The 21,239-nt window shown below is 29.0% G+C and carries 22 protein-coding genes; 10 read left to right on the top strand and 12 right to left on the bottom strand.

Translation table 4 applies throughout. The annotated features are described in order from the left end of the window. Positions 1–5: 5 nt before the first annotated feature. The 9 genes from tsf to ACXYRO_RS02115 form a co-directional block, all read right to left on the bottom strand. On the bottom strand, positions 6–887 hold the full coding sequence (gene tsf / locus ACXYRO_RS02155; protein ID WP_458614172.1) for a translation elongation factor Ts: 882 nt from the start codon (positions 885–887) through the stop codon (positions 6–8). A gap of 9 nt (positions 888–896) precedes the next feature. Then, positions 897–1,754, bottom strand: coding sequence for a 30S ribosomal protein S2 (rpsB, locus tag ACXYRO_RS02150; RefSeq protein ID WP_458607307.1), 858 nt, complete (start codon positions 1,752–1,754; stop codon positions 897–899). A 284-nt stretch (positions 1,755–2,038) separates the two neighbouring features. Further along, positions 2,039–3,052, bottom strand: coding sequence for a hypothetical protein (locus tag ACXYRO_RS02145; RefSeq protein ID WP_458614171.1), 1,014 nt, complete (start codon positions 3,050–3,052; stop codon positions 2,039–2,041). After that, on the bottom strand, positions 3,037–3,753 hold the full coding sequence (locus tag ACXYRO_RS02140) for a hypothetical protein (protein WP_458597314.1): 717 nt from the start codon (positions 3,751–3,753) through the stop codon (positions 3,037–3,039). The genes ACXYRO_RS02145 and ACXYRO_RS02140 overlap by 16 nt, the downstream gene beginning before the upstream one ends. A 52-nt stretch (positions 3,754–3,805) precedes the next feature. Continuing rightward, positions 3,806–4,885: a S8 family serine peptidase gene (locus ACXYRO_RS02135; protein ID WP_458614170.1), complete on the bottom strand. Its 1,080-nt coding sequence runs from the start codon at positions 4,883–4,885 to the stop codon at positions 3,806–3,808. Positions 4,886–4,958: 73 nt separating this feature from the next. Further along, positions 4,959–7,169 carry a type 2 periplasmic-binding domain-containing protein gene (locus ACXYRO_RS02130; protein ID WP_458614169.1) on the bottom strand — a complete coding sequence of 737 codons (2,211 nt, stop codon included), beginning with the start codon at positions 7,167–7,169 and terminating at the stop codon, positions 4,959–4,961. Further along, complete coding sequence (locus ACXYRO_RS02125) at positions 7,170–7,961, bottom strand: ABC transporter permease (protein WP_458614168.1); 792 nt, start codon at positions 7,959–7,961, stop codon at positions 7,170–7,172. It lies immediately after the preceding gene. Beyond that, positions 7,954–8,796: an ABC transporter permease gene (locus ACXYRO_RS02120; RefSeq protein ID WP_435130416.1), complete on the bottom strand. Its 843-nt coding sequence runs from the start codon at positions 8,794–8,796 to the stop codon at positions 7,954–7,956. The genes ACXYRO_RS02125 and ACXYRO_RS02120 overlap by 8 nt, the downstream gene beginning before the upstream one ends. Then, complete coding sequence (locus ACXYRO_RS02115) at positions 8,780–10,216, bottom strand: ABC transporter ATP-binding protein (protein ID WP_435130417.1); 1,437 nt, start codon at positions 10,214–10,216, stop codon at positions 8,780–8,782. The genes ACXYRO_RS02120 and ACXYRO_RS02115 overlap by 17 nt, the downstream gene beginning before the upstream one ends. 394 nt (positions 10,217–10,610) lie before the next feature. Between ACXYRO_RS02115 and efp the strand changes: the two genes are divergently transcribed. From efp to ACXYRO_RS02075, 8 genes are all read left to right on the top strand, one after another. Continuing rightward, positions 10,611–11,174, top strand: coding sequence for an elongation factor P (gene efp / locus ACXYRO_RS02110; protein WP_458607375.1), 564 nt, complete (start codon positions 10,611–10,613; stop codon positions 11,172–11,174). Positions 11,175–11,176: 2 nt separating this feature from the next. Further along, positions 11,177–11,488, top strand: coding sequence for an MMB_0454 family protein (locus ACXYRO_RS02105; RefSeq protein ID WP_458597319.1), 312 nt, complete (start codon positions 11,177–11,179; stop codon positions 11,486–11,488). A 62-nt stretch (positions 11,489–11,550) separates the two neighbouring features. Then, on the top strand, positions 11,551–12,513 hold the full coding sequence (locus ACXYRO_RS02100) for an MAGa3780 family membrane protein (protein WP_458614167.1): 963 nt from the start codon (positions 11,551–11,553) through the stop codon (positions 12,511–12,513). A 15-nt stretch (positions 12,514–12,528) separates the two neighbouring features. After that, entirely contained in the window at positions 12,529–13,599 is a 1,071-nt protein-coding gene (locus ACXYRO_RS02095; RefSeq protein ID WP_458614186.1) for a nicotinate phosphoribosyltransferase, read from the top strand. Positions 13,600–13,650: 51 nt separating this feature from the next. Beyond that, the gene (gene uvrA / locus ACXYRO_RS02090; protein WP_458614166.1) at positions 13,651–16,494 is read left to right on the top strand and encodes an excinuclease ABC subunit UvrA; all 2,844 of its coding nucleotides are present in this window, start codon (positions 13,651–13,653) and stop codon (positions 16,492–16,494) included. Between the two features lie 20 nt (positions 16,495–16,514). After that, the gene (gene hprK / locus ACXYRO_RS02085) at positions 16,515–17,447 is read left to right on the top strand and encodes an HPr(Ser) kinase/phosphatase (RefSeq protein WP_435130429.1); all 933 of its coding nucleotides are present in this window, start codon (positions 16,515–16,517) and stop codon (positions 17,445–17,447) included. Continuing rightward, positions 17,440–18,423: a prolipoprotein diacylglyceryl transferase gene (gene lgt, locus ACXYRO_RS02080; protein WP_458614165.1), complete on the top strand. Its 984-nt coding sequence runs from the start codon at positions 17,440–17,442 to the stop codon at positions 18,421–18,423. The genes hprK and lgt overlap by 8 nt, the downstream gene beginning before the upstream one ends. A 23-nt stretch (positions 18,424–18,446) precedes the next feature. After that, on the top strand, positions 18,447–19,373 hold the full coding sequence (locus ACXYRO_RS02075; protein WP_435130433.1) for an NAD(P)/FAD-dependent oxidoreductase: 927 nt from the start codon (positions 18,447–18,449) through the stop codon (positions 19,371–19,373). Between the two features lie 41 nt (positions 19,374–19,414). On the opposite strand, the gene nusG is transcribed toward ACXYRO_RS02075, so the two are convergent. The 3 genes from nusG to rpmG are packed head-to-tail and all read right to left on the bottom strand — an operon-like array spanning position 19,415 to position 20,390. After that, entirely contained in the window at positions 19,415–20,014 is a 600-nt protein-coding gene (gene nusG / locus ACXYRO_RS02070; protein WP_435130435.1) for a transcription termination/antitermination protein NusG, read from the bottom strand. 7 nt (positions 20,015–20,021) lie between these two features. Then, positions 20,022–20,237 (bottom strand): preprotein translocase subunit SecE, encoded by a 216-nt coding sequence (secE, locus tag ACXYRO_RS02065; protein WP_458597325.1) that lies wholly within the window; start codon positions 20,235–20,237, stop codon positions 20,022–20,024. After that, a complete protein-coding gene (gene rpmG, locus ACXYRO_RS02060) occupies positions 20,238–20,390 on the bottom strand; it encodes a 50S ribosomal protein L33 (protein ID WP_435130437.1) in 153 nt (50 codons plus the stop codon). 154 nt (positions 20,391–20,544) lie between these two features. On the opposite strand from rpmG, the gene ACXYRO_RS02055 reads away from it, so the two are divergent. Together ACXYRO_RS02055 and ACXYRO_RS02050 are read left to right on the top strand one after the other, a co-directional pair. Beyond that, entirely contained in the window at positions 20,545–20,985 is a 441-nt protein-coding gene (locus ACXYRO_RS02055; RefSeq protein ID WP_458614164.1) for an RpiB/LacA/LacB family sugar-phosphate isomerase, read from the top strand. Continuing rightward, the gene (locus ACXYRO_RS02050) at positions 20,985–21,224 is read left to right on the top strand and encodes a DUF2188 domain-containing protein (RefSeq protein WP_458597328.1); all 240 of its coding nucleotides are present in this window, start codon (positions 20,985–20,987) and stop codon (positions 21,222–21,224) included. The genes ACXYRO_RS02055 and ACXYRO_RS02050 overlap by 1 nt, the downstream gene beginning before the upstream one ends. Positions 21,225–21,239: the final 15 nt, after the last annotated feature.

Raw genomic sequence — 21,239 nt, 5'->3', positions numbered from 1 at the left:
ATAAATTATTTCCTTACCATTTCAGCAACATCGGCAGCGAAGTTTGATTGAGTTTTTTCAATTCCTTCACCTACTTCAAATCTTATTGCTGATACAAGTTGGCTACCATGATCGTTTAAGTATTTACCTACTGAAATAGAATCTTGCATTACAAATGCCTGTTTTTCTAAAACAAATTCTGAAAGTTGTTTAGTTAATCAACCATGAAAGATTTTTTCTTGAATTTTAGCAGGTTTTGATTCGAAAGCCACTGGTTTTTCAAAACGTTCTTTTATTTCTGATAATTGTTTTTCACTTAAATCAGAAACTAATGTAACTTCAGGGTTCATTGCTGAAACATGCATTGCAACATTTTTTGCAGCATAAATATCTGTACCTTTTATTTTAACAACAGCAGCAATTTGATTATTAGCATGGACATATGTTCCTAGTATTTCACCTTCTTTTGCTTTTACCATAAACATACGACGGAATGAAATTTTTTCTCCAATAACTGATGTAGCTTCGATTAATGCTTTTTCTACTGTTAAACCATTTGGTAGAATAACTTCTAATGCTTTTTCCTTAGTTCATACATTGGCATCAAAAATAGCATGAGAGATTTGTTGAACAAGTTCTAAGAATTTATCATTTTTTGCAACAAAATCGGTTTCACTGTTTATTTCTATTAATAATGAACGATATTTGTTGGTAATTGCAGTAACAGCACCTTCAGCAGCAATTCTGCCAGCTTTTTTTGCAGCTTTAACAATTCCATTTTCCTTTAGTCATTTAACAGCTGCTTCGATATCATAATTAGTTGCTTCAAGAGCTTTTTTAACATCAATTAATGCTGAATTAGTTCTTTGTCTTAATTCTTTTATAAGTTCTATTTTATTTACTGACATAATTTACTCCTAATTATTTGTTTCTGTATTTTTTGATTGAAATTCTGGTAAGATAACTTTTTCATCATCTTGATATGCAAATAATTGTTGCCCGCCTCTTGCTTTAGCAATTGCATCAGCTAAAATTGTCATAATTAAATTAATTGATTTTGATGAATCATCATTGGCGGGAATACCGAAATCTACTGCATCAGGGTTTGCATTTGAATCAAGAATAGCGATTACTTTTAATCCTTTTCTACGAGCTTCTTTGACGGCGATTTCATCTTGCAATGGATCTGCTACAATCATAACATTTGGTAATCTTCTCATATTACGAATACCATTTAGATTTTTATGTAACTTGTCTAATTCTTTTTTGAAATTTAAAGCCTCTTTTTTGGTATAACCTTTAAAATTATTAGTTGCCTTTTCTTCTAATTCTTCCATCTTTTTAACACGAGACATAATTGTTTCATTGTTTGTTAATGTTCCACCAAGTCATCTTTCAGTAACAAAAAATGAATTTGTTCTTTCAGCTGCATTTTTAACAGAATCACGAGCTTGTTTTTTAGTTCCTACAAAAATAAATTGTGCATTTTTAGCGGCTAATGAATTTACAAGTGAGTAAGCAAATTCTAAGTATTTTTGTGTTTTAAAGATATCAATAATGTGAGCACCTTTATTCATTTTATTTGGAACAAGGTATTCCTTCATTTTTGGATTTCATGAATGTGATTTATGTCCAAAATATGCTCCGGCTTCTAAAAGTTTTGTTCTTGAAACAATAGGATTTTTTTCTTTGTTTTCTTTAACTTCCTTTGTTTCTTTATTAGTTTTTTCTACCTTAATTTCAGGTTTAATTTCAGTTTTACTTTGATTTGTCATTTTTTTCCTTTAGTTTGTTTTGTCTAAATAAACTATTCTAACACCTAGCACTTATAATTATTCAAGCACACCCAAGCGAATCCTAGTTTATTGTGATTTATAAAAATAAGTATTAAAATACTTATGTTTATTTTATCATTTTTTCTTTGCTATAAAAATATGGTAACTTAATTTATTTGTCTGTATACTAGATAAAAAAGAAAACATACTTCTGAAAACTTAGTTTTTTATTTTAAAGTTGGTATAAAACACAAAAAACACAACCAAAAATAGTTGTGTTATTTTTACGAAAGAGTAATTTTTATATTATTTGGTTTACCATCTTTATCATAAGATAATTTAGTATTTTTTAAATTTATTATATATGACTTAGCAAGTAATTTTAATACAGATGTTTGCGTATTTGATGTTAATTTAGCATATTTATCATAATTTGAAACAAATTCTACATTATTTCGAGTTCAAATGCGTCCTTCAAAGTGATTATAATATATTGCATATCATATATCATCAAATTCTCTTTGTTGAATTTTAATAATTTTATTAGGAACAAGAGTTTTATCTGGAACATAGTTTTTACTATAGAATAAATACGATTTATATGAGGGAAGTTTAATGTTATCTTTAAACTTTGTATATATTTGATTTGTTTCAGTTACTGGACTAATATTATTATTTTTTAATTTTATAGATATATTAATTTGATTATTTTCATTTTTTACAGTATTGATAGAACTGTTATTCAGTTTCTCGATTTTGTCAGGATAATAATAAAAGTAACTTGGATATCCTATTGGTTCTGCACCGTATTGTGTAATCAAATTGTAAACACGAATTGGAAAAAAATCTCCTTCGATATCTCTTACAAATAATAAATTTATAAGAACTTTATTTTCATTTTTAATTGGTAACATCTCGATTACCATATTATTATTTTTTTTATAAAATAAATTATTTTTATCATTTGAAAATATGTTCTTGATATTATTATAGTTTCATTGAAAATTATAAGAACTACTTATTTTTTTGAAAGTTAGAGTTTGTTCATTGTTTTGTGTTACTAAAGCAAAAAAAGAGTGCTCTTTATCGATAATATTGTTTAATTTTGAATATTTAGTATCAAGAATTAAATTTTGAGATTTCAAATTTTCTTTTAGTTTTCTTACTTGATCATTATTTTCTGATTCGTTTTTTGCTTCCCAAGGAGTTTTATTTTCATAATGACTACATGCTATCGAAACTGTTGATAAAGGACCAGTTAAACATAGACTCAATAATTTTATTAGGTTTCTGGTCATGATTTTTCTGCTGTTAATTTTGAACGAGTTTCATAAATAGCATATTTATCATTTAAAATGTAATAGACATTTTTGTTTGTAAGGTTTGTGTTTTCAAAGTCATTTCTTAGTTTAATAGTTAAGGTAAATTCATATGGTCATGAATGATAATTTCTCCCCGCTACAAACATATTGCGATTTGTTGCATCGCTATTATCATTGTTCAGATTTGGATAATTAACTTTTAATGTTGAAAGGTGGTATTGTCTGTAAATCCATCATGAATTTGCATAAATAACACCTACCATACCTACATTAAATATATTAGAGTGATTATGTATTTCAGATACACTTAGTTTTCTTCTCTCAGAATTTGATAATCTTCATAAATCAGAATATGTAGAATAAGCAGCAAGTGGTTTTTCGCCACCAGAGATTAGATTTTTATATGTCAATTGTTTTGACTTACTGTAATATAAATCATATATACTGTATTTTCTAACATTGTCTGCATAAAATTTCATTCTGTCTCAATTTATATATCCTGCACCAAGGTTTAATGGTAATATATTGATTTTATCATTATATTGTTTTAAATCAAAACTTGCTATTAAAATAGCTTTTAATTCTGGAACTTGATAACTTGAATTAGGTTTTTTTATTGCCGATAGTAAAGCAGAAGCAGCTAATAAATAGGTGTAGAAAAACTTGTTCCTGATCATCGTCAATAATCTGGATCATCAACTAATGTGTCTGTTTTTCATCATTGATCATTTAAAAAAGTGATTGATTACTAAATTTATCTGGACCTATACCTAAAGGAGAATCCTCAAAACCTTTAATTTTACCATTTGAAAAATCTTCAATTTGATCATTATTAAAATTATATGCACCGATTATAAAAGTGTTTTTAGTTCTTTGGATAGAAGAAGCTTTTTTTCAAAAGGTGGGGTTCTGGTTAATTGTATCTCTTAACTTTTCTAATATTATTTTTTGATAGGTAGTAGGTTTAGAATTAAGTTTTTCATTTATCCATTTATTAACCTCCATTATATGATTTGGTGTTTTAAGATTTTCGTTATCAGCAGAAATGAAAAATTTCATATTATATTTATATGCATATTCATCGATTAATGCGGCTTCATCTGGATAATCTGTGTTAATTTCTACATTTAAAATATCTATAATATTGTTTATATATGAAAGATTACTATTTTTATAATATTCATTCATTTTATTTAGATCTAGTAGTTTGCGATATGAGGTTGAATAACTCATATTAATATATTCAACATTATTTTTCCTAAAGAACTCTAAATTTTCTTTTAATATGTCATAATTGCTTGCATTATATGTTCTATTATAACTTGTTGAATAAATTTCAGCATTTTTTAGTAATCCAGAATCGCTACCAATGATTGAAGCAATTTCAGTTGCATGATAATTTTTATTTCAATAATCTAAAAATGAGTGATTCATCTTGGAAAAATCATATATTTTATCATCAGTAAGGTTAGGGTCATATTTAACTCTGTTACTATTAACAACATTTGGATTATTAATTGAACCTAGAATATTATAATTATCTTCATTTATTTCTTTATCAATATTTAAAGTTGTATTTCCATCAAATTTTAAAATTCGATAATCAACTAATCCACCATCGATGATACCTATTTTAATCTTTTTATCAGTTCTTTCGTGGATTCCTAGTTTATCTCATAACTTATCAAATAAATGATTGTATTTTTTAATGTCTCTAGGTTGATTTGCAAAAATTGCTGACATTGTTAAAGGAAGGCTTGAAATGCTAGATAAACCAATAATATATTTTCAAAATTTCTTTAATTTCATAATAACCTCCTAATTTAATTATACTCTTTTGTATGAAATTATTTTCAGTAAAAAAAATCAGGTTCCCCTGATTTTAAGATTTTACTTTTGAAAAATAGTAAGTTGTAATTTGACTTAAGGTTTTATCATCAACAGGTTGGATTGCTTCGTGAATCATCCCATCAGTGTTTTTAATTTCATAAATATTTATTAAATTAAAGTCCTGACCTTCGTATTTATCATTAAAATAATTTCTAAGCACTACCTCATAGTCTGTGATAGCCACCGGATCATAATTAACATAATCAAAATTTTCTAAATTAAGATGTTTTGCCAAATATTCTTTATCTGATATATTAACATATGCCAGCATTTTAGCAATAAAACTTGTTATAAATTCGGTTCATATTTCTTGTTTTTCATTATCACTTTTTTCATTTGTTTCTTTTAAAGCATCATCAAATAATCCTTTAATTGTTTCAGATGTATCTTCATCTGAAAGATCATTGTTTACAACTGAATAAACATAAGTAGCAAGAATTTTATCACTTATTGTTTTTGAAACTTTATTAATAAATTCTTCTTTTGAAATAGTAAACAAATCAGTTTGTGATTTTTGTGCTAATTGCGAAAATTTATTTATAAATTCTGAATAATTTTTACTAAGATAATTTTCTAAAAGATGTGGGACATATGAGATTCTTTGCTCTTGATCTACATCGTTACCTTGATCGTAGTCATCTCTTAGTTTATAAAATTCATTGAATTTTTCAGCGTTTTGTTTTGATGCTAAGTTAATTTCATTGTATAAAGAATTTATAAATGTATTAATATCACTAGTTTTTATATCTGAAGAATCAATTTTGCCTAACTCTAGGGTTTTTAAATCCTTTCATACATTAGCTACATATTCTTCAGTCACTAAATTTTGTGCTTTAGCAATCTCTGCATCAGATGTGTTTTCATTAAAAGTAGATATCATTTTTTGGTTAACGAGTTTATCATACCTACTACCGATATCGTTAAGATATGAATAATAACCTTGAGAAATAGCTTTTTGATATTCATTACTTAATTCTTTTGGAATATGTGATGAAATAACTATACCATCAACTAAAAGAATGTTTTGGTGTGGTTTAACAGCACGAATTGATCCATCAGGAACATCTGGAAAGTTATCTTCACTATAATATGCATCAATTGCATCCCCGTTATACATAATTGCAGATGTTACATCGGGACGTTTTTTATTGATTAAATCATTTGCTATTTCTAATCCATCACCTTTTAAACTTATATGTTTTGCATTGCGAACATCAAAACCAGTCCCGTCTTTAATTAAGTCTGCAAATGAATCGATAAGAATTTTATATGGTTGTGTATTAGTCGAAGAATCATCTTTTACTACTGCACCAGTAAATTTGTCTAAAGTGCGACCACCATCGGGTAGTGGTCAGTAAGCAGAACCATACAGCATATTATCACGAATTGCATCGGTGATTTCTCAGTCTTGATAACCATTAACTTTTAATGTCTTTAAAATATTAATTAATGCATATGGGTCTTTTATACTGCTTTTGTTAGGTGTGATAAATTTATCAGCATATTTGCTAAAGTCAATTCCTGAATCTTCATCAAAGGCATTCTTATTTAGCTTTTCTTTATTAATTTTATGAATATTATATGCAACTACCATATCTTGTGAATAATATGGATAAAAGTATTCTCATAATGATTCATCGCTGTTGTTATCACCTTTTTTGCTTAAATCGTAACGATTTAAATGTTCTCATATCTCTGGACGCATCGATAAGCGAACATAATTTTTAATTTGAATGTATGATTTTTGTGCATCTTGATATTTAATTAAAATATGGTTATATGTCTCTTTTAATTTTTGGTTATTTGGATTGTCAATGAGTTGCTTTTTAAGATCATCCAATTGATGCTTTAATGGTTGATATTCTAAGTAATTAGAATATTGTGGTAAATTAAAGAAAATCGAGTAATCGAGCTTACCGATAAGTTGTTTTTTAGCAAGCTCTACCGCTAAAAATTCTGAACCAATTCCAGCAACTGCTTTGTTATTAATTAAAGCATTACTAAATTGATTAATTTCATCGAATTCTTTATAATCAAATGTATGTGCAAGTTGAGCAATATTGGCATCAGACATATATGATTTATAGTTATAAAAACTTGGTTTAAATTGATTTTCGACTTTTGATGCTAAAACTGCTGAGAAACCTGAAATTGCACCTATTGTGATAGTTGATGCTAATAAAAGTTTCTTATTTAGTTTCATTTATCCATTTTTCTTGGTTTTGTAAATTGCATAACCAATGTTTCCTAAAATAGTAATAAATAAAACGATTGAACCGATAACCAATCCCCATGGCTCAAATGCACCCTCATATAATTTTGTACCTAAAGTACTTGCATTTGATACAGTGCGGGTTATGATAAAGTCATCAAAACTAAGAACACTTGAAACTAAAATAACTGTAATAATTGATGGAATCATATAAACAAGGTAGGTTTTAAATCATGCACGAGTTTTTGAGTAACCTAAATCCTGCGATGCTTCGAAGAGGTTATTGTTAAATTTTTCACTACGTGGTAGCATTAAAGAAATTCCATAAGGTAATGCCATAATTGTATGTGCAACTATCAATCTACCAAAACCTTCTGAATCAACTGCAACAATACCAAAAAACAATGAAAACACTAACACAAGACCTAATGCAGTAATGTTATCAGGATTGATAAGTGGGATATTTGATGTTGCTGTCAAAGTAGAACGCATTAAACGATTTTTTTGTCGATAGAGAGCATAAACGGTAATTAAACTTATAATAACAACTAATGTTGAAACAATAATTGCTAATAAAATTGTGTTTAATAAAGCAAGCCCACGTCCGTTATCAAATAAGGTTACCCAGTTTTCAAAAACACCTTTAGTTCAAGTTGGATTAAACTCACCTTTTGGTGTTTTTTGATTAAAACTAAATACTACACCTGTTATTAAAGGAACATAAATAATTGCTAAAATAATATAAATATAACTACGTCTTAAAAATTCAGTAAATTTATTCATAGTGTGCTCCTTTTTTAAATTTAAAAATGAGTTTTGGTATAAATATAAATAACGAATATACACCGATGAAGATAGCGGAAACCACTATAACAAGTGCAGAACCACTACTTAGATCATATTTATTACCAGGATTTAGTTTTGAGTTGATTAAATCTCCGATAAGTTGGTGTTGTGAACCATCTGGAAGTAATTTTGCACTAATTACAAAGGTTGTTGCACTAGCCAAGAAAATAATTGCTAAACCACTTAATATAGCTTTAGTTCCATATGGAACGATAACTTTAAACATTGTTTGAATATTATTGTATCCTAAATCATTACTTGCTTCAATAATATTTTTTGGCATATCTTTAAATACTGTATATAAAGGTAAAACCATTAGAGGTAGGTTTAAATAGGTAAGACCAAAGATTATAAAAAGTTCACTATTGAGTGTTTTAGGATTTGTATGAAAAATAGCTAATGCTAAACCTTTAATTGAGTAAATTCGAGCAATGGTAAAAATTGCCATCGGACTAATCATTAAACTTAATGCAAAAAGTTTAAAGATTTTTGATTTAGATGTTGAAATAAAATAAGCATATGGAAAACCGATGATTAAGCATAAGAAGGCAGAAACAATTCCTATTCATAATGAACGACCAATAATGTTTCAAGTGTTAAGATCTTTAAGCAACACTGCTGCATCAAAAGATTCATTATTGGTTGCTGAAAAAGCACTGATAACAATCATTAATACAGGTAATACAATTAAGAAAATTGCAATTAATAAGTAAGGTAAGAATAACCAGGCTTTTTTGTCAAAAGTGAATGTTTGTTTAATTTTTGAAAACATTAGTTGTATAATCTCACTTTGGATCTTTTTTCATCAAATGAATGGTATCAATTGTTCAACTTAAATATACTTTTTCATCAATGTCGAATTTTTTGGCTGTTTCAACATATAAAATATCTTCATCTTCTGTTTCAACTGTTAAATAATAATAACTTCCTCGGTAGGAAATATCTTTTACATAACTTGGTATTTTTCCGCTCATCGATGTTGGATTACTTGTTATATCTATATCTTCAGGTCTAATTAATGCATCGAGGGTGTTTTCACTTCCGAATTCTTCGATATCATGGATAGTTTTGAATTCTCTACCTAACAATTTTACATTCCCGTTAGGTAAAAATTTAGCATCAAAAATATTTGAATCTCCAACAAATCTAGCAACTCATATATTTACAGGGTAGTCATATATGTTTTTAGGTGTATCATATTGTTCGATTATTCCATCGCGCATTACAGCAATGCGATCAGAAAGTTCAAGTGCTTCAGATTGGTCATGGGTTACAAAGATGAAAGTGAGTCCTAATTCTTGTTGTACACTTCTTAGTAACTCCTGCATCTTTTTACGGATTTTAGCATCCAGAGCAGATAAAGGTTCATCAAGCAGCAAAATTTCAGGTTCAATAACTAAACTACGAGCTAGAGCAACACGTTGCTTCATTCCACCTGATAACTCAGAAATTGCTTTAGTTTCATTACCTTTTAAACCAACTAATTCGATGATTTTTTCAATTTTTTCATCCATTTCACTAGCAGTCATCTTACGTTTGAAATATCTATTTTCAAATGCTTCCTTCTTTTGAGCAACATAATTCTCTCAATAAGAATATTTAAAATCTAAATCATCCAACCAATTTTGGATGCGATTATATTGCGATGTATCTGCTGGTATCTTTTTTAAAGCTTCGATATATTTATCTTGCTGTGTATCAATTTTATCCATTTTTGCATCAGCTTTTTTGGTTCATTCTTCAATTTTATGTTTAAGTAAATCGATGTGTTTTTGATTGATTTCTTCTTTTTTAATACGTTTTAATTTCAAACCATATGCAATGTTTCCTTGCACATTTAAATGTGGAAACAATGCATAATCTTGAAAAATGGTTGAAACATTACGTTTATGTGGAGAAAGGTCTTTAATATCATAACCGTTAAATAAAATTTCACCACGAGTTGCTCATTCAAAACCACCTATAAGTCTTAAGATGGTAGTTTTTCCTGAACCAGATGGACCAAGCATAGTAACAAATTCACCACGCTTGATTTGTAAATCTATCTTATGTAAGACAGTTTTGTCACCGAACTCTTTAACAACTTCTTTAAGTTCGATAATTGGCATATTTGCTTTTTTAGTTTTTTTCAAACTAATTTCACGAGTTGTTTCAATTTGTTTTGATTGATTATTATCTGAATTAATATACATGTATCTCCTTTCTTATTGATTTAAATAAGCAGCAGGGAGACGGTATCGAAAAGATTCTCACAGTATTCTTCGATACTGTAAGATAAAGACGGATATTCTAAATCACAAAAATTGCTTAAGATGTTTTTAATAGCTAATTTTTGAATTAAAATATTTTTGCTTTTCATATTTTTATATTTTATATAAGAGCAAAAAAAATCATAATAAATTCTTAATTTTTTTGTAATGTTATTTATAGAAGTAAATGGTTAATATGTTTTCGTATGATAAGACTATATATAAATTCTTCAAAATAACAAATATGATTTTATTTGTTATGAGATAAAAAGGATGCATATTTAAATTTTTTCAGTTATAATTTATAAAACATAAAAAAAGTCAGAAACGAGGAAATATGATAAATGTAAATGAATTTAAGCCTGGAATAACATTTCAAGATGATGGAGAAATTTTTGTTGTTTTAGAAGCTCAACATTCTAAACAAGGACGTGGACAAGCAAATGTTAAAGCAAAAGTAAAAAATCTAAGAACAGGTTCAACCACCGTAAAATCTTATACAGGTGGAGACAAGGTAAAACCGGCTCACATCGATAAAAGAAAAATGGATTATCTTTATTCAGATGGTGAAAATATTATTTTAATGGACAAAGAAACATATGAGCAAATTGAAATTTCACTTGATAAAGTTACTTGAGAAATGAACTTTTTAAAAGAAGGAAAGGAAGTTCAAATTCGTATGTTTGAAAACGAGGTTTTAGATATCGAACTACCTGTTAATGTAACTTTACAAGTTACATCAGCACCAGATGCTGTGAAAGGTAATACCACTACAAATCCACAAAAAAAAGTGATTGTTGAAACAGGTTATGAACTAGAAACACCGATGTTTATTAAAGAAGGTGATATTATTATTATCTCAACTGAAACAGGTAAATATTCTGGTAAATCAAAAGAGTAATTATGTCAAATTATATTAATGTTCCCTTTAATTCAGATCAAATTTATGTTGTTAAAGAGGGTGCTTTTTTAGATATTATAAAACTTACAATGTCAGATTTTAAAGAAATTAAAGTTGTTGGTAAACCTAATTTAGTATTTGAAGAAAATCATACAAATCTAATGATATTCCTTGAAGTAAAGGTAAAGGAAACATCGCGAAAATCATTAAATACATTATTTAAAAATATCAGTAACCAGTTAAAAATTGCTATAAAATCTTTAATTGATATTAAACCCAAAAATATTCAATTAATTTTAAGGGGATTTTATTAGTTTTACATAAAATAATATTAAAAGTTTATCTTATATATCATCAGTTACATAAAAGGAAATATATGGAAAAAGGTTTTAGAAAGTTTTATTATACTTATAAACATTTCGATTCCGAAGATTGAGCAACCTTTATTATAGGAGTCGATCTTATTCTTTTATATATTTGAATTATTTTATGAAACTGAGCAGATAAAAGTTATGAAACTTGAAAAGTATATAATCAAAATCCAGATTTACTTAGGAAAATCAAAGAAATAGCAGATTCAAATCCAAATATGCAACGTGAAGTATATCGTAGTTTGCTTCCTAATGCAGTGCTATTATTGTGAGGAGGAACAACTTATTGATTTACTTTTATGTCAAATGTTTTAATGGCGATTACGATTTTAATCTTTCCGTTTTTTAAAAAATCCCGTAAAATGCAAAAATTTTATTTTTCTGGAATAGTTTATATTATCATAGTTGTATCAGCTTTTTGGTTTGGTTATATAGTGGATTCTAGCATCGGTGGAAATGATACAGATAATGATTTTTATCGAACTTTAGTATGACATGCGATTGCCCCGTTCTTTGGTATAATTACTCTTTTTTGAGAAAGAAAAAGAATTCGTGTAAGTACTCGTGTTATATGAAGTTTTTCGATTTACCCAGTTACATATTTGATTTTTGTTATTTTTATATATACATTTGGTTATAAATTTAAAAATCTTAGTCAACATGACTTTTTACCTAGTATAGTAGCACAAACTAATGAAGAAAATTATATTATTCCAAAGATATACAATACCGAATTAGATCGTGGGATAGCAATTTATTCAGTTATCAGTTTCTGACATCCACTAGGTTATAGTGGAGATAATTTATATTTAAAATCTATTTTAATATTAATAATGATTTCTCTATCTTTCTTTTCAGCGCCTGCTGTTGGTTTTATCCTTAGAAAAGTATTGAGAATCTTACAACCAGGACAAAAAGCCTTACCTCCAGTTTACTTTATTAAAACTAAAGAAAGAATTGAGCAATAGAGCAACGTAAAGCAGTTATGCAGGAAGAAAAAAATGAAAAATAAAAAGGATGATAAAGCAACCGATTATGTTGCAAGCTATTTTAATAAAACCCAAGAGGTTATTAAGCAGCATAATCCAAAAAATATTATTACACTACAGTTTTTTCAGCGTCGAGATGATAGTATTTTAGCAGGAATGCAAGAAGTTTTAAGATTACTTGAAGAACAAACTGACACTTCTAAATATAAAATTAAATATTTACCTGATGGTAGCAAAATCAATAATTTAGAGATTGTATTAGAACTTACAGGACATTATCAAGATTTTGGAATTTGAGAAGGTATGATAGACGGGATTTTGGCTCGCTATACTTCGATTGCCACCAATGCATATAACATTAAGAAAGTTGCTAATAACAAAGAAATAATTTTTATGGGTGATCGTGCTGATCATTTTATCAATCAAACAATCGATGGATATGCAGTTGGTATTGCAGGTATTCACATTGTATCAACGCCGATGCAGAAATTTGCTCAAAAAAACAATCAAGAAAGTGTTTTCGGAAGTATGCCTCATGCTTTAATACAAAATTTTGATGGTGATGTAGTTGCAGCCACACTTGCATTTCATCATAGTTTTCCAAACGATAAAATTATCGCTTTAGTAGATTACAATAATGATGTTGTTAAAGATTCGTTAGCAGTATGGAATGCATTAGGTGATAAGGTTTGAGGTGTTCGGATTGATACATCTAAGAATATGAAGGATCATATGTTTGATAATGAACCTGATAACCCAGATTTTTATGGTGTTAATGTTGAACAAGTAAAAAGATTGCGTGTGGCATTGGATGATGTAGGTGCTAACAATTATAAAATTGTTGTTTCATCTGGATTTAATGCATCTAAAATAGCATATTTTGAAGCTTCAAATGCACCTGTAGATTTTTATGGAGTGGGACAAAGTATATTTAAATTAAATAATTCATTTTCTGCTGATGCAACCTTATTAAATGGTAAAAAACAAGCTAAAGAAGGCCGCGGATATCGCTATAATCCAAACCTAATTGATTATATACCTAAATCAAATAATAATAAAGCATAAAATGTTTATTACTGGTATATAGTTATAAACATTTATATTTACAGAGGTGATATGAAAGATGATGTATTAGTGATTAAAGGAGCTCGCGAAAATAATTTAAAAAATATTGATTTAACAATCCCAAAAAACAAGTTAATAGTTTTTACAGGTCTCAGTGGAAGTGGAAAAAGTTCTCTTGCTTTTAATACCATCTACGAAGAAGGTCGCAGACGATATGTTGATTCGCTAAGTTCATATTCTAGAATGTTTTTAGGTGGAACAAAAAAACCTGATGTGGATAAAATCGAAGGACTTAGTCCTGCTATTTCAATTGAACAAAAAACTGTTCATAATAATCCACGTTCAACTGTTGGGACTGTAACTGAGTTATATGATTACTTTAGATTACTTTTTGCAAGGATTGGTAAGGTTTTTTGTCCAAATCATAACATTGAAATAAGTTCACAAACTTCAAAAGATATTCTTGATCAAATTTTTTTAAATAATCAAGATCAAAAAATTGCAATATATGCTCCATTGGTTGAAAGTGAAAAAGGAAGTCATCAAAACCTACTTGAAAAACTTAAAAATGATGGTTACACACGGGTAAAAATTGATGGAGATATGTATTTACTTGAAGATGAAATTAAACTAAATAAGAACAATAAACATAACATTGATTTAGTTATTACCAGAGCAATTGAAGTAAGTGAGCAAAAGTATAATGAAATTTCAGAAGCAATTAATATTGCTACTGAAAAATCAGGTGGGATAGTTAGAATAGAGAATTTAACTACTAAACAAGTAAATATTTATTCAAAGTTATATGCATGTATTTATAAGGATTTTTCAGTTCCAAAAATAGAACCAAGAATGTTTTCGTTCAATGCTCCATATGGGATGTGTGAAAATTGTAAGGGATTAGGTTTAGAATTTAAAGCAGATATCGATGTGTTAATCTCTGAGCAATGAAGAACAATCGAACAAGGGGCAATTAAATATTTTGCTAATACTGTAAATACTCAAAATCTTGAATGACAAGAATATGATGCAATGTTAGAATATTATCATATTCCTAAAAATTTACCAATTGATGAGATGAACGATGAGCAAATGAAGCGAATTTTATACGGTTCGCAAAATGATGAAATAGATTATGTATTGATTTCATCATCAGGGAATAAATATCGCCGTCGCGATAAAATTGCAGGAATTATAACCTTAATTGAAAATCATTATTACAATACAACTTCTGAAAATCGTCGTGATTATTTAAAAAAATATATGGGAACCTTTGCTTGTTCATTATGTAAAGGAGCCCGTTTAAATCAGCATGCATTAGCAGTAAAAATAGATAAGTTGAATATTTTTGATTATATAAAAATGTCAATTGAAAAATTGCTTGAAAAAATCGAAGAAGTACAATTAAAACTTAGTGAGCATCAACTTTCAATTTCGAATCTAATTTTTAAAGAAATTATCGATCGATTATCATTTTTAAAGAATGTAGGTTTAGAATATTTAACCCTTGACCGTAGCGCAGAAAGTTTGTCAGGAGGTGAAGCACAACGGATTCGTTTAGCTACCCAAATCGGATCAAATTTATCAGGAGTTTTATATGTTTTAGATGAACCTTCAATAGGATTGCACCAAAAAGATAATCAAAAACTAATTCAAACATTGAAAAATATGGTTGATTTAGGTAACACTTTAATAGTTGTTGAACACGATGAAGAAACCATCTTTGCTGCTGATTATATAGTTGATATTGGCCCGCAAGCCGGTGAACATGGTGGAAAAATAGTAGCTTTTGGTGATTTAGAGAATATTATTAATTCACCTGAATCAATTACTGGTAAATATTTATCAGGTGAATATCAAATCAAGATACCTAAAAAGCGTCGATCTGGTAATCAAAATTTTATTGAAATAAAAGGTGCTCGTGAGAACAATCTAAAAAATATTGATGTTAAAATCCCACTTGGGATGCTAGTAGGAATAACAGGTGTATCAGGCAGCGGGAAAAGTACATTAGTTAATGATATTTTAGTTGCAGGAATTCAACATATGCGAGGTTTAACCGAAGGAAGTGTGCAACGAAAAGCTAAGTTTGATACCATTAAAGGACTTATTAATATTGATAAAGTTGTACCTATTTCACAAAGCCCGATTGGACGAACTCCTAGATCTAATCCTGCTACATACACAGGTGTTTTTGATGACATCCGAGATGTATTTGCTAATGTTGCAGAAGCTCGTGCTAGAGGTTATAATAAAGGAACTTTTAGTTTCAATACCAATGGGGGTCGCTGCGAAAAATGTTCTGGTGATGGTTATTTGAAAATAGAAATGCATTTTTTACCAGATGTTTACATCCCTTGTGACCAATGTGATGCCAAACGCTACAACCGTGAAACACTTGAAATCAAATACCGTGATAAAAATATTAATGATATTTTAGAAATGAGTGTGGAAGCAGCTTTCGAATTTTTCAAAAATCATAAAAAAATCAGCGAAAAACTTCAATTTTTATTAGATGTTGGATTAGGTTATATCAAACTTGGGCAAATGTCTACAACTTTATCAGGTGGAGAAGCACAAAGAGTTAAATTAGCAACCTATTTACAGCGCAAACCTACAGGTAAAACATTATATGTTTTAGATGAACCCACAACTGGATTACACATTCATGATGTTAAGAAATTAATTGAAATTTTAGATCGCATTGTTGATAAAGGTGATTCAGTAATTGTGATTGAGCATAATTTAGATGTGATTAAAAACTGTGATTATTTAATTGATTTAGGTCCTGACGGCGGAGTTAAAGGTGGTAGAATAGTTGCATCTGGAAGTCCTGAAGAAGTTGCTAAATGACATGTTGGATACACAGCTGAATTTTTATCCAAAATTTTATAATTTCTTTATAATTAATTAATATGAATCGTAAAAATATCAGTGTTAGACATATTGTGAACTTATTTAATTTAAAACTTTTAAATAATGATTTAAATAAAGTTAATTGAGGATGTGTGTATCGGCCTGCAATAAAACAAGTTGGTCTGGAATTAACCGAACATATCGGAAATAGTGATTTATCAGGAAATATAATTTCATGAGGAACTACCGAATCTATATGATTTCAAAGCATCGGGCGAGTAGCAGCATTGCGAGCAATTGAACATGTGTTTTTAGGTAATCCACCATTGGTGCTGCTTTCAAGACGTATTTCTAAACCTGCTTTAAGTTGAATTCAATTAATGGCTGATAAATATGGTGTACCAGTTTGCTTGACTCCGATGTCTTCATCTTATATAGCAACCAATATCGGGTCTTATTTAAACAACCATTTTGCAGATGAAAAATTAGTACATGGTTGTTTAGTTTTAGTAGGTGGTACTGGTGTTTTGATAACAGGTGTATCAGGGATAGGAAAATCCGAAGCAGCCTTAGAGTTAGTGCAAAAAGGTCATGTTTTAATTAGTGATGATTCTGTTTTAATCAAAGATAATGGAAATTTATTTATCGGTAAATCACCAAAAATAACTCAAAATATGTTAGAAGTACGTGGAATTGGTATAATTGATGTAAAATATACATACGGAATTCGAGCTGTAGCACCATCATCGATTATCAATTTAGTTGTTGAATTGGTTCGTACTGAAAAACAAAATGAGTTAGATCGCATTGGAGTCGATTTTCTTAAATACCCAATTTTAGGTCGTAGCATTAAGAAAATACAAGTTCCAATCAAAGAAGGGGGTTCAGCTGCTTCATTAATTGAAGCTGCTGTCAGTGCCTATTTATCGCGTCACGATGGACTTGATATCTTGAAAGAAATAGAAAAAAGGAGGTTAGAACTAGATGACTAGTATTCCGATATGAGTACCTGAAACAGCAAAGCATGAAGGGATACCAGATGCACCTTTATTTAGTATTGGTTCATTTAGCGTGCAGGTATATTCATTAATGATTATGCTCGGTTATTTAGCATCCATTTTAACAATCATTTATTTTTGAAAACGAGAGAAGTTAAATATGGATAAACTCTTTGTGTTAATCATTATTACCATCCCACTTGGGATTTTAGGTTCACGTCTTGGATATATAATCGAGCAACTTATTTATCAAGATGAACCATTTAAAGGTTCAGCTTGGTATAAAATCTGAGAGGGTGGATTAAGTATTCAAGGTGGACTTGTAGTAACGATTTTAGTAGATTTATTTTATGTTTATACACAACGCAAACACTTAGATATTCGAAAAGCTGCATCAATAATTATTCCTACCATCTTAATAGGTCAATTTATTGGTCGTTGGGGTAACTATGCAAACCATGAAGTTTATGGAAAAATCGATTGAAGCGGACAAAGTTCATTAATCTTTGGTAAAACCTTTGCACAAAATATGTATATCTCTGATGCTTTAACTAATTCAATGGGATTAAACGGAGCATATCGTTATCCATTATTCTTATATGAAGGATTAGCAAACTTAGTTGGATATATTTTAATTGTATGAGTGATAAACTTCTTTGGTATCTTTAAACCTGGAAGCAGCATTGGTTTATACTTAATTTGATACGGACTGCTACGTATGGCGATGGAACCACTGCGTGAAGAAGCATATGGATTATATCAATATGTTGCGATTGCATTTGTTGTTGTCGGTGTATTAGTATTTATTTACTATCAAATGTGAGCTAAAGTTAAATATAAAGTAGAATACAGACATAAAGTGTTTAAATTCTATCAATATCAAGATCAAAATGCTTACTTTCAATATGTTGATGCTACATCAATAACACATATGTTTAAAAAAGCATATTCTTATATATGATTTAAATAAGTTGAATTAAATAAGGAGTTATTATGGAAAAAGAAATTTATGATTTAGTTATTATTGGAGCAGGACCTGCTGGTTTAAATGCAGCATTATATGCTTCACGTGCAGAATTAAAAACAATTTTTATTGAAAAAGGAGCACCTGGTGGAAAATTAGTGGTAACAAATAAGGTGGAAAATTGACTTGGAACCGAAATGACTGAAGGGTGACAACTTGCAACACATTTTTTAGAACATGCTAAAAAATTTGGTGCAAAATATCAATATGGTGAAGTTGAAGAACTGATTAACCATTCGGATTATGAAAAAGAAGTTAAATTAACAAACGGGAAATCAGTATTTGGTCGCACTGTATTGATAGCAACCGGAATGAAAAACCGCGAACCAAACTTTATTAAAAACTTTCAAGAATTTTTAAACCGCGGAGTTAGTTATTGTGCAATTTGTGATGGTCCACTTTATAAAGGATTTCCATCATTGGTGCTTGGTGCAGGTAATTCAGCAGTTGAAGAAGGAACATATTTAACCAATATTGCTTCACATGTACATATTGTAATCAAAGATGCAGATTTCACAGCAGAAAAAAGATTAGTTGATGAATTACTTGCTAAGCCAAATGTTACTGTTTATCGTGAATCACAAATTAAAGAATTACAAGGACATGATTCGTTAGAATCTGCTGTTATTGTAGATAAAAACGGAAATGAAACAACTATTTCAATTGGATCATTTTTCCCTTACATTGGAATGGTTCCTACCACAACCTTTGCTAAAAACCTCAATATTTTAGATAAAAACGGGTTTATAGAAACCGATGAATTTATGCAAACTAGAATTAAAGGAATTTTTGCTGCAGGTGACATCCGAACTAAAGATATTCGTCAAATTATCACAGCTGCCTCAGATGGAGCAATTGCTGCTAAAAAAATATCTGATTATATTAATTTTAAGTAAGAAAATAAAAGGATGCTAATTGCATCCTTTATTTTGATCAATTATTTATCTGCTAAGCGAACCGAATCTAAATCAACTGTTACTTCAGATTTTTTACCATAACTTTCAATCAACAAAGTCACTTCTTTATTTTTATGATCAATCGCTATTACTTCTGCAACATAACCAGTATATGGACCTTCAATAACTTCAACAAAATTATGTTCTTCTAAACCGAAATTGTATTCACCTGAATCAAAACGCTGTTGTGCTTCTTTTTCTTTTTTATGCATTTTAGTAATTTCAAGATTAGATACTGGAGTAGGTTTTGCTCCCTTACCAGAAGAACCAACCAATCCAGTAACATATTGAGTGTTACGCACCAAGAATCAAGCTTTATCAGACATATGCATATGAGCAAAAATATAACCTGGATATAAATTTACATATTTAACCTTAAATTCATTACCTTCTAATTTCTTTTGATGTTCTTTAGAAGTTAGTGTTGGACGTTGAAAGATTTTAAATGCTCCTTGTGGTGTTGCGGTTAAATCAAAATCATGTAATAAATCTTCAGCAACTATTCGGTTATTTAATGATTCGATAACTTGTTGTTCTTTACCTCTAACGGTAGAAATCATATATCATTTCAAATTACTCATAAGCCTCCTAAATGTTTCATAATTTGAATAAATGTGTAAAGCCAAATGATAAGGCTGTTACAAAAATAGTGAATATTACAGTAAAAATTAAAATTTTTACAAAGTTAATTGAATTTGTTTTTGCATCGGGTCATCTAACACGTCTAACCTCTTTAACTAGCTTGCGCATCCAAAAACGTTTTTTTCGCTTCGATTTAACGATATGTTCGTTTTCTTGTGACATTTAAACCTCTTCTTTATGTATTGTATGTTTGTGACAATGGATACAATGTTTTTTAACAGTTAAGCGTTCAGTTTTACCTAAACTCTTATTAGTTGTGTAATTTTTACGACGACATTCACTACAAGACATTGCTACTTTATGATTAGTCTTCATATTTATTAATTCTACCATATTATTTAAAATTTGCTATAAATCAAGCAAACAAAACAATTTAAGATTTTTATAATTCTTATGTAAAATTTCATTTTTCTTTATAATACTATAAGAATTTAGTATAATACAAAAAAATACACAAAAAAGGAATAAAATGGATAAAAAAATTGTTGCTTTTGCAAGCGATCATGCCGGTTATAAACTTAAGGAAGAACTTAAAAATTATGTTGAATCTTTAGGTTATCAAGTAGTTGATTTAGGACCAAACACTGATGCAGTTCCAAGTTCATATGCGACTCAAGGACATAAATTAGCTGAATATATAGATAAAGAAGATCCTGCATTTGGTATCGGGGTATGTGGTACAGGTTTAGGAATTTCATATGCACTAAATCGTCATAAACACATTCGAGCTGCTAGAGTTACTTCGTTAGAAGATGTTCATTTAGCAAAATTACACAATAATGCCAATGTTTTAGCATTCGGAGGACGTCAAATTGCTCCAGAAAATGCTAAAAAAATGGTTGATGAGTATTTAAAAACAAATTATGAAGGTGGTAGACACCAATCAAGAATAGAGGAGTTAGATAAATAATGGCAGACAAGTTAGTTGAGAAAAAAGACTTAAAACCTACCTGACATATCACATTAGATAAAGAAAAAGGTAAATGAAGAGTATCGCGTGAAGGTTCAGAACGCGCAACTATTACATTTGATACTCAAAAAGAAGCGATTCCATATGCTCGTAATTTAGCTAAAAAACATAACGGAACATACTATATACACGGAGAAAACGGAAAAATCCGTGCTGGAAAAGGTTATAAACCAGAATAAAAATATACGCAATAT

Source organism: Mycoplasma sp. 4013 (assembly GCF_054353875.1).
This window is presented reverse-complemented; position numbering and strand designations above follow the sequence as displayed.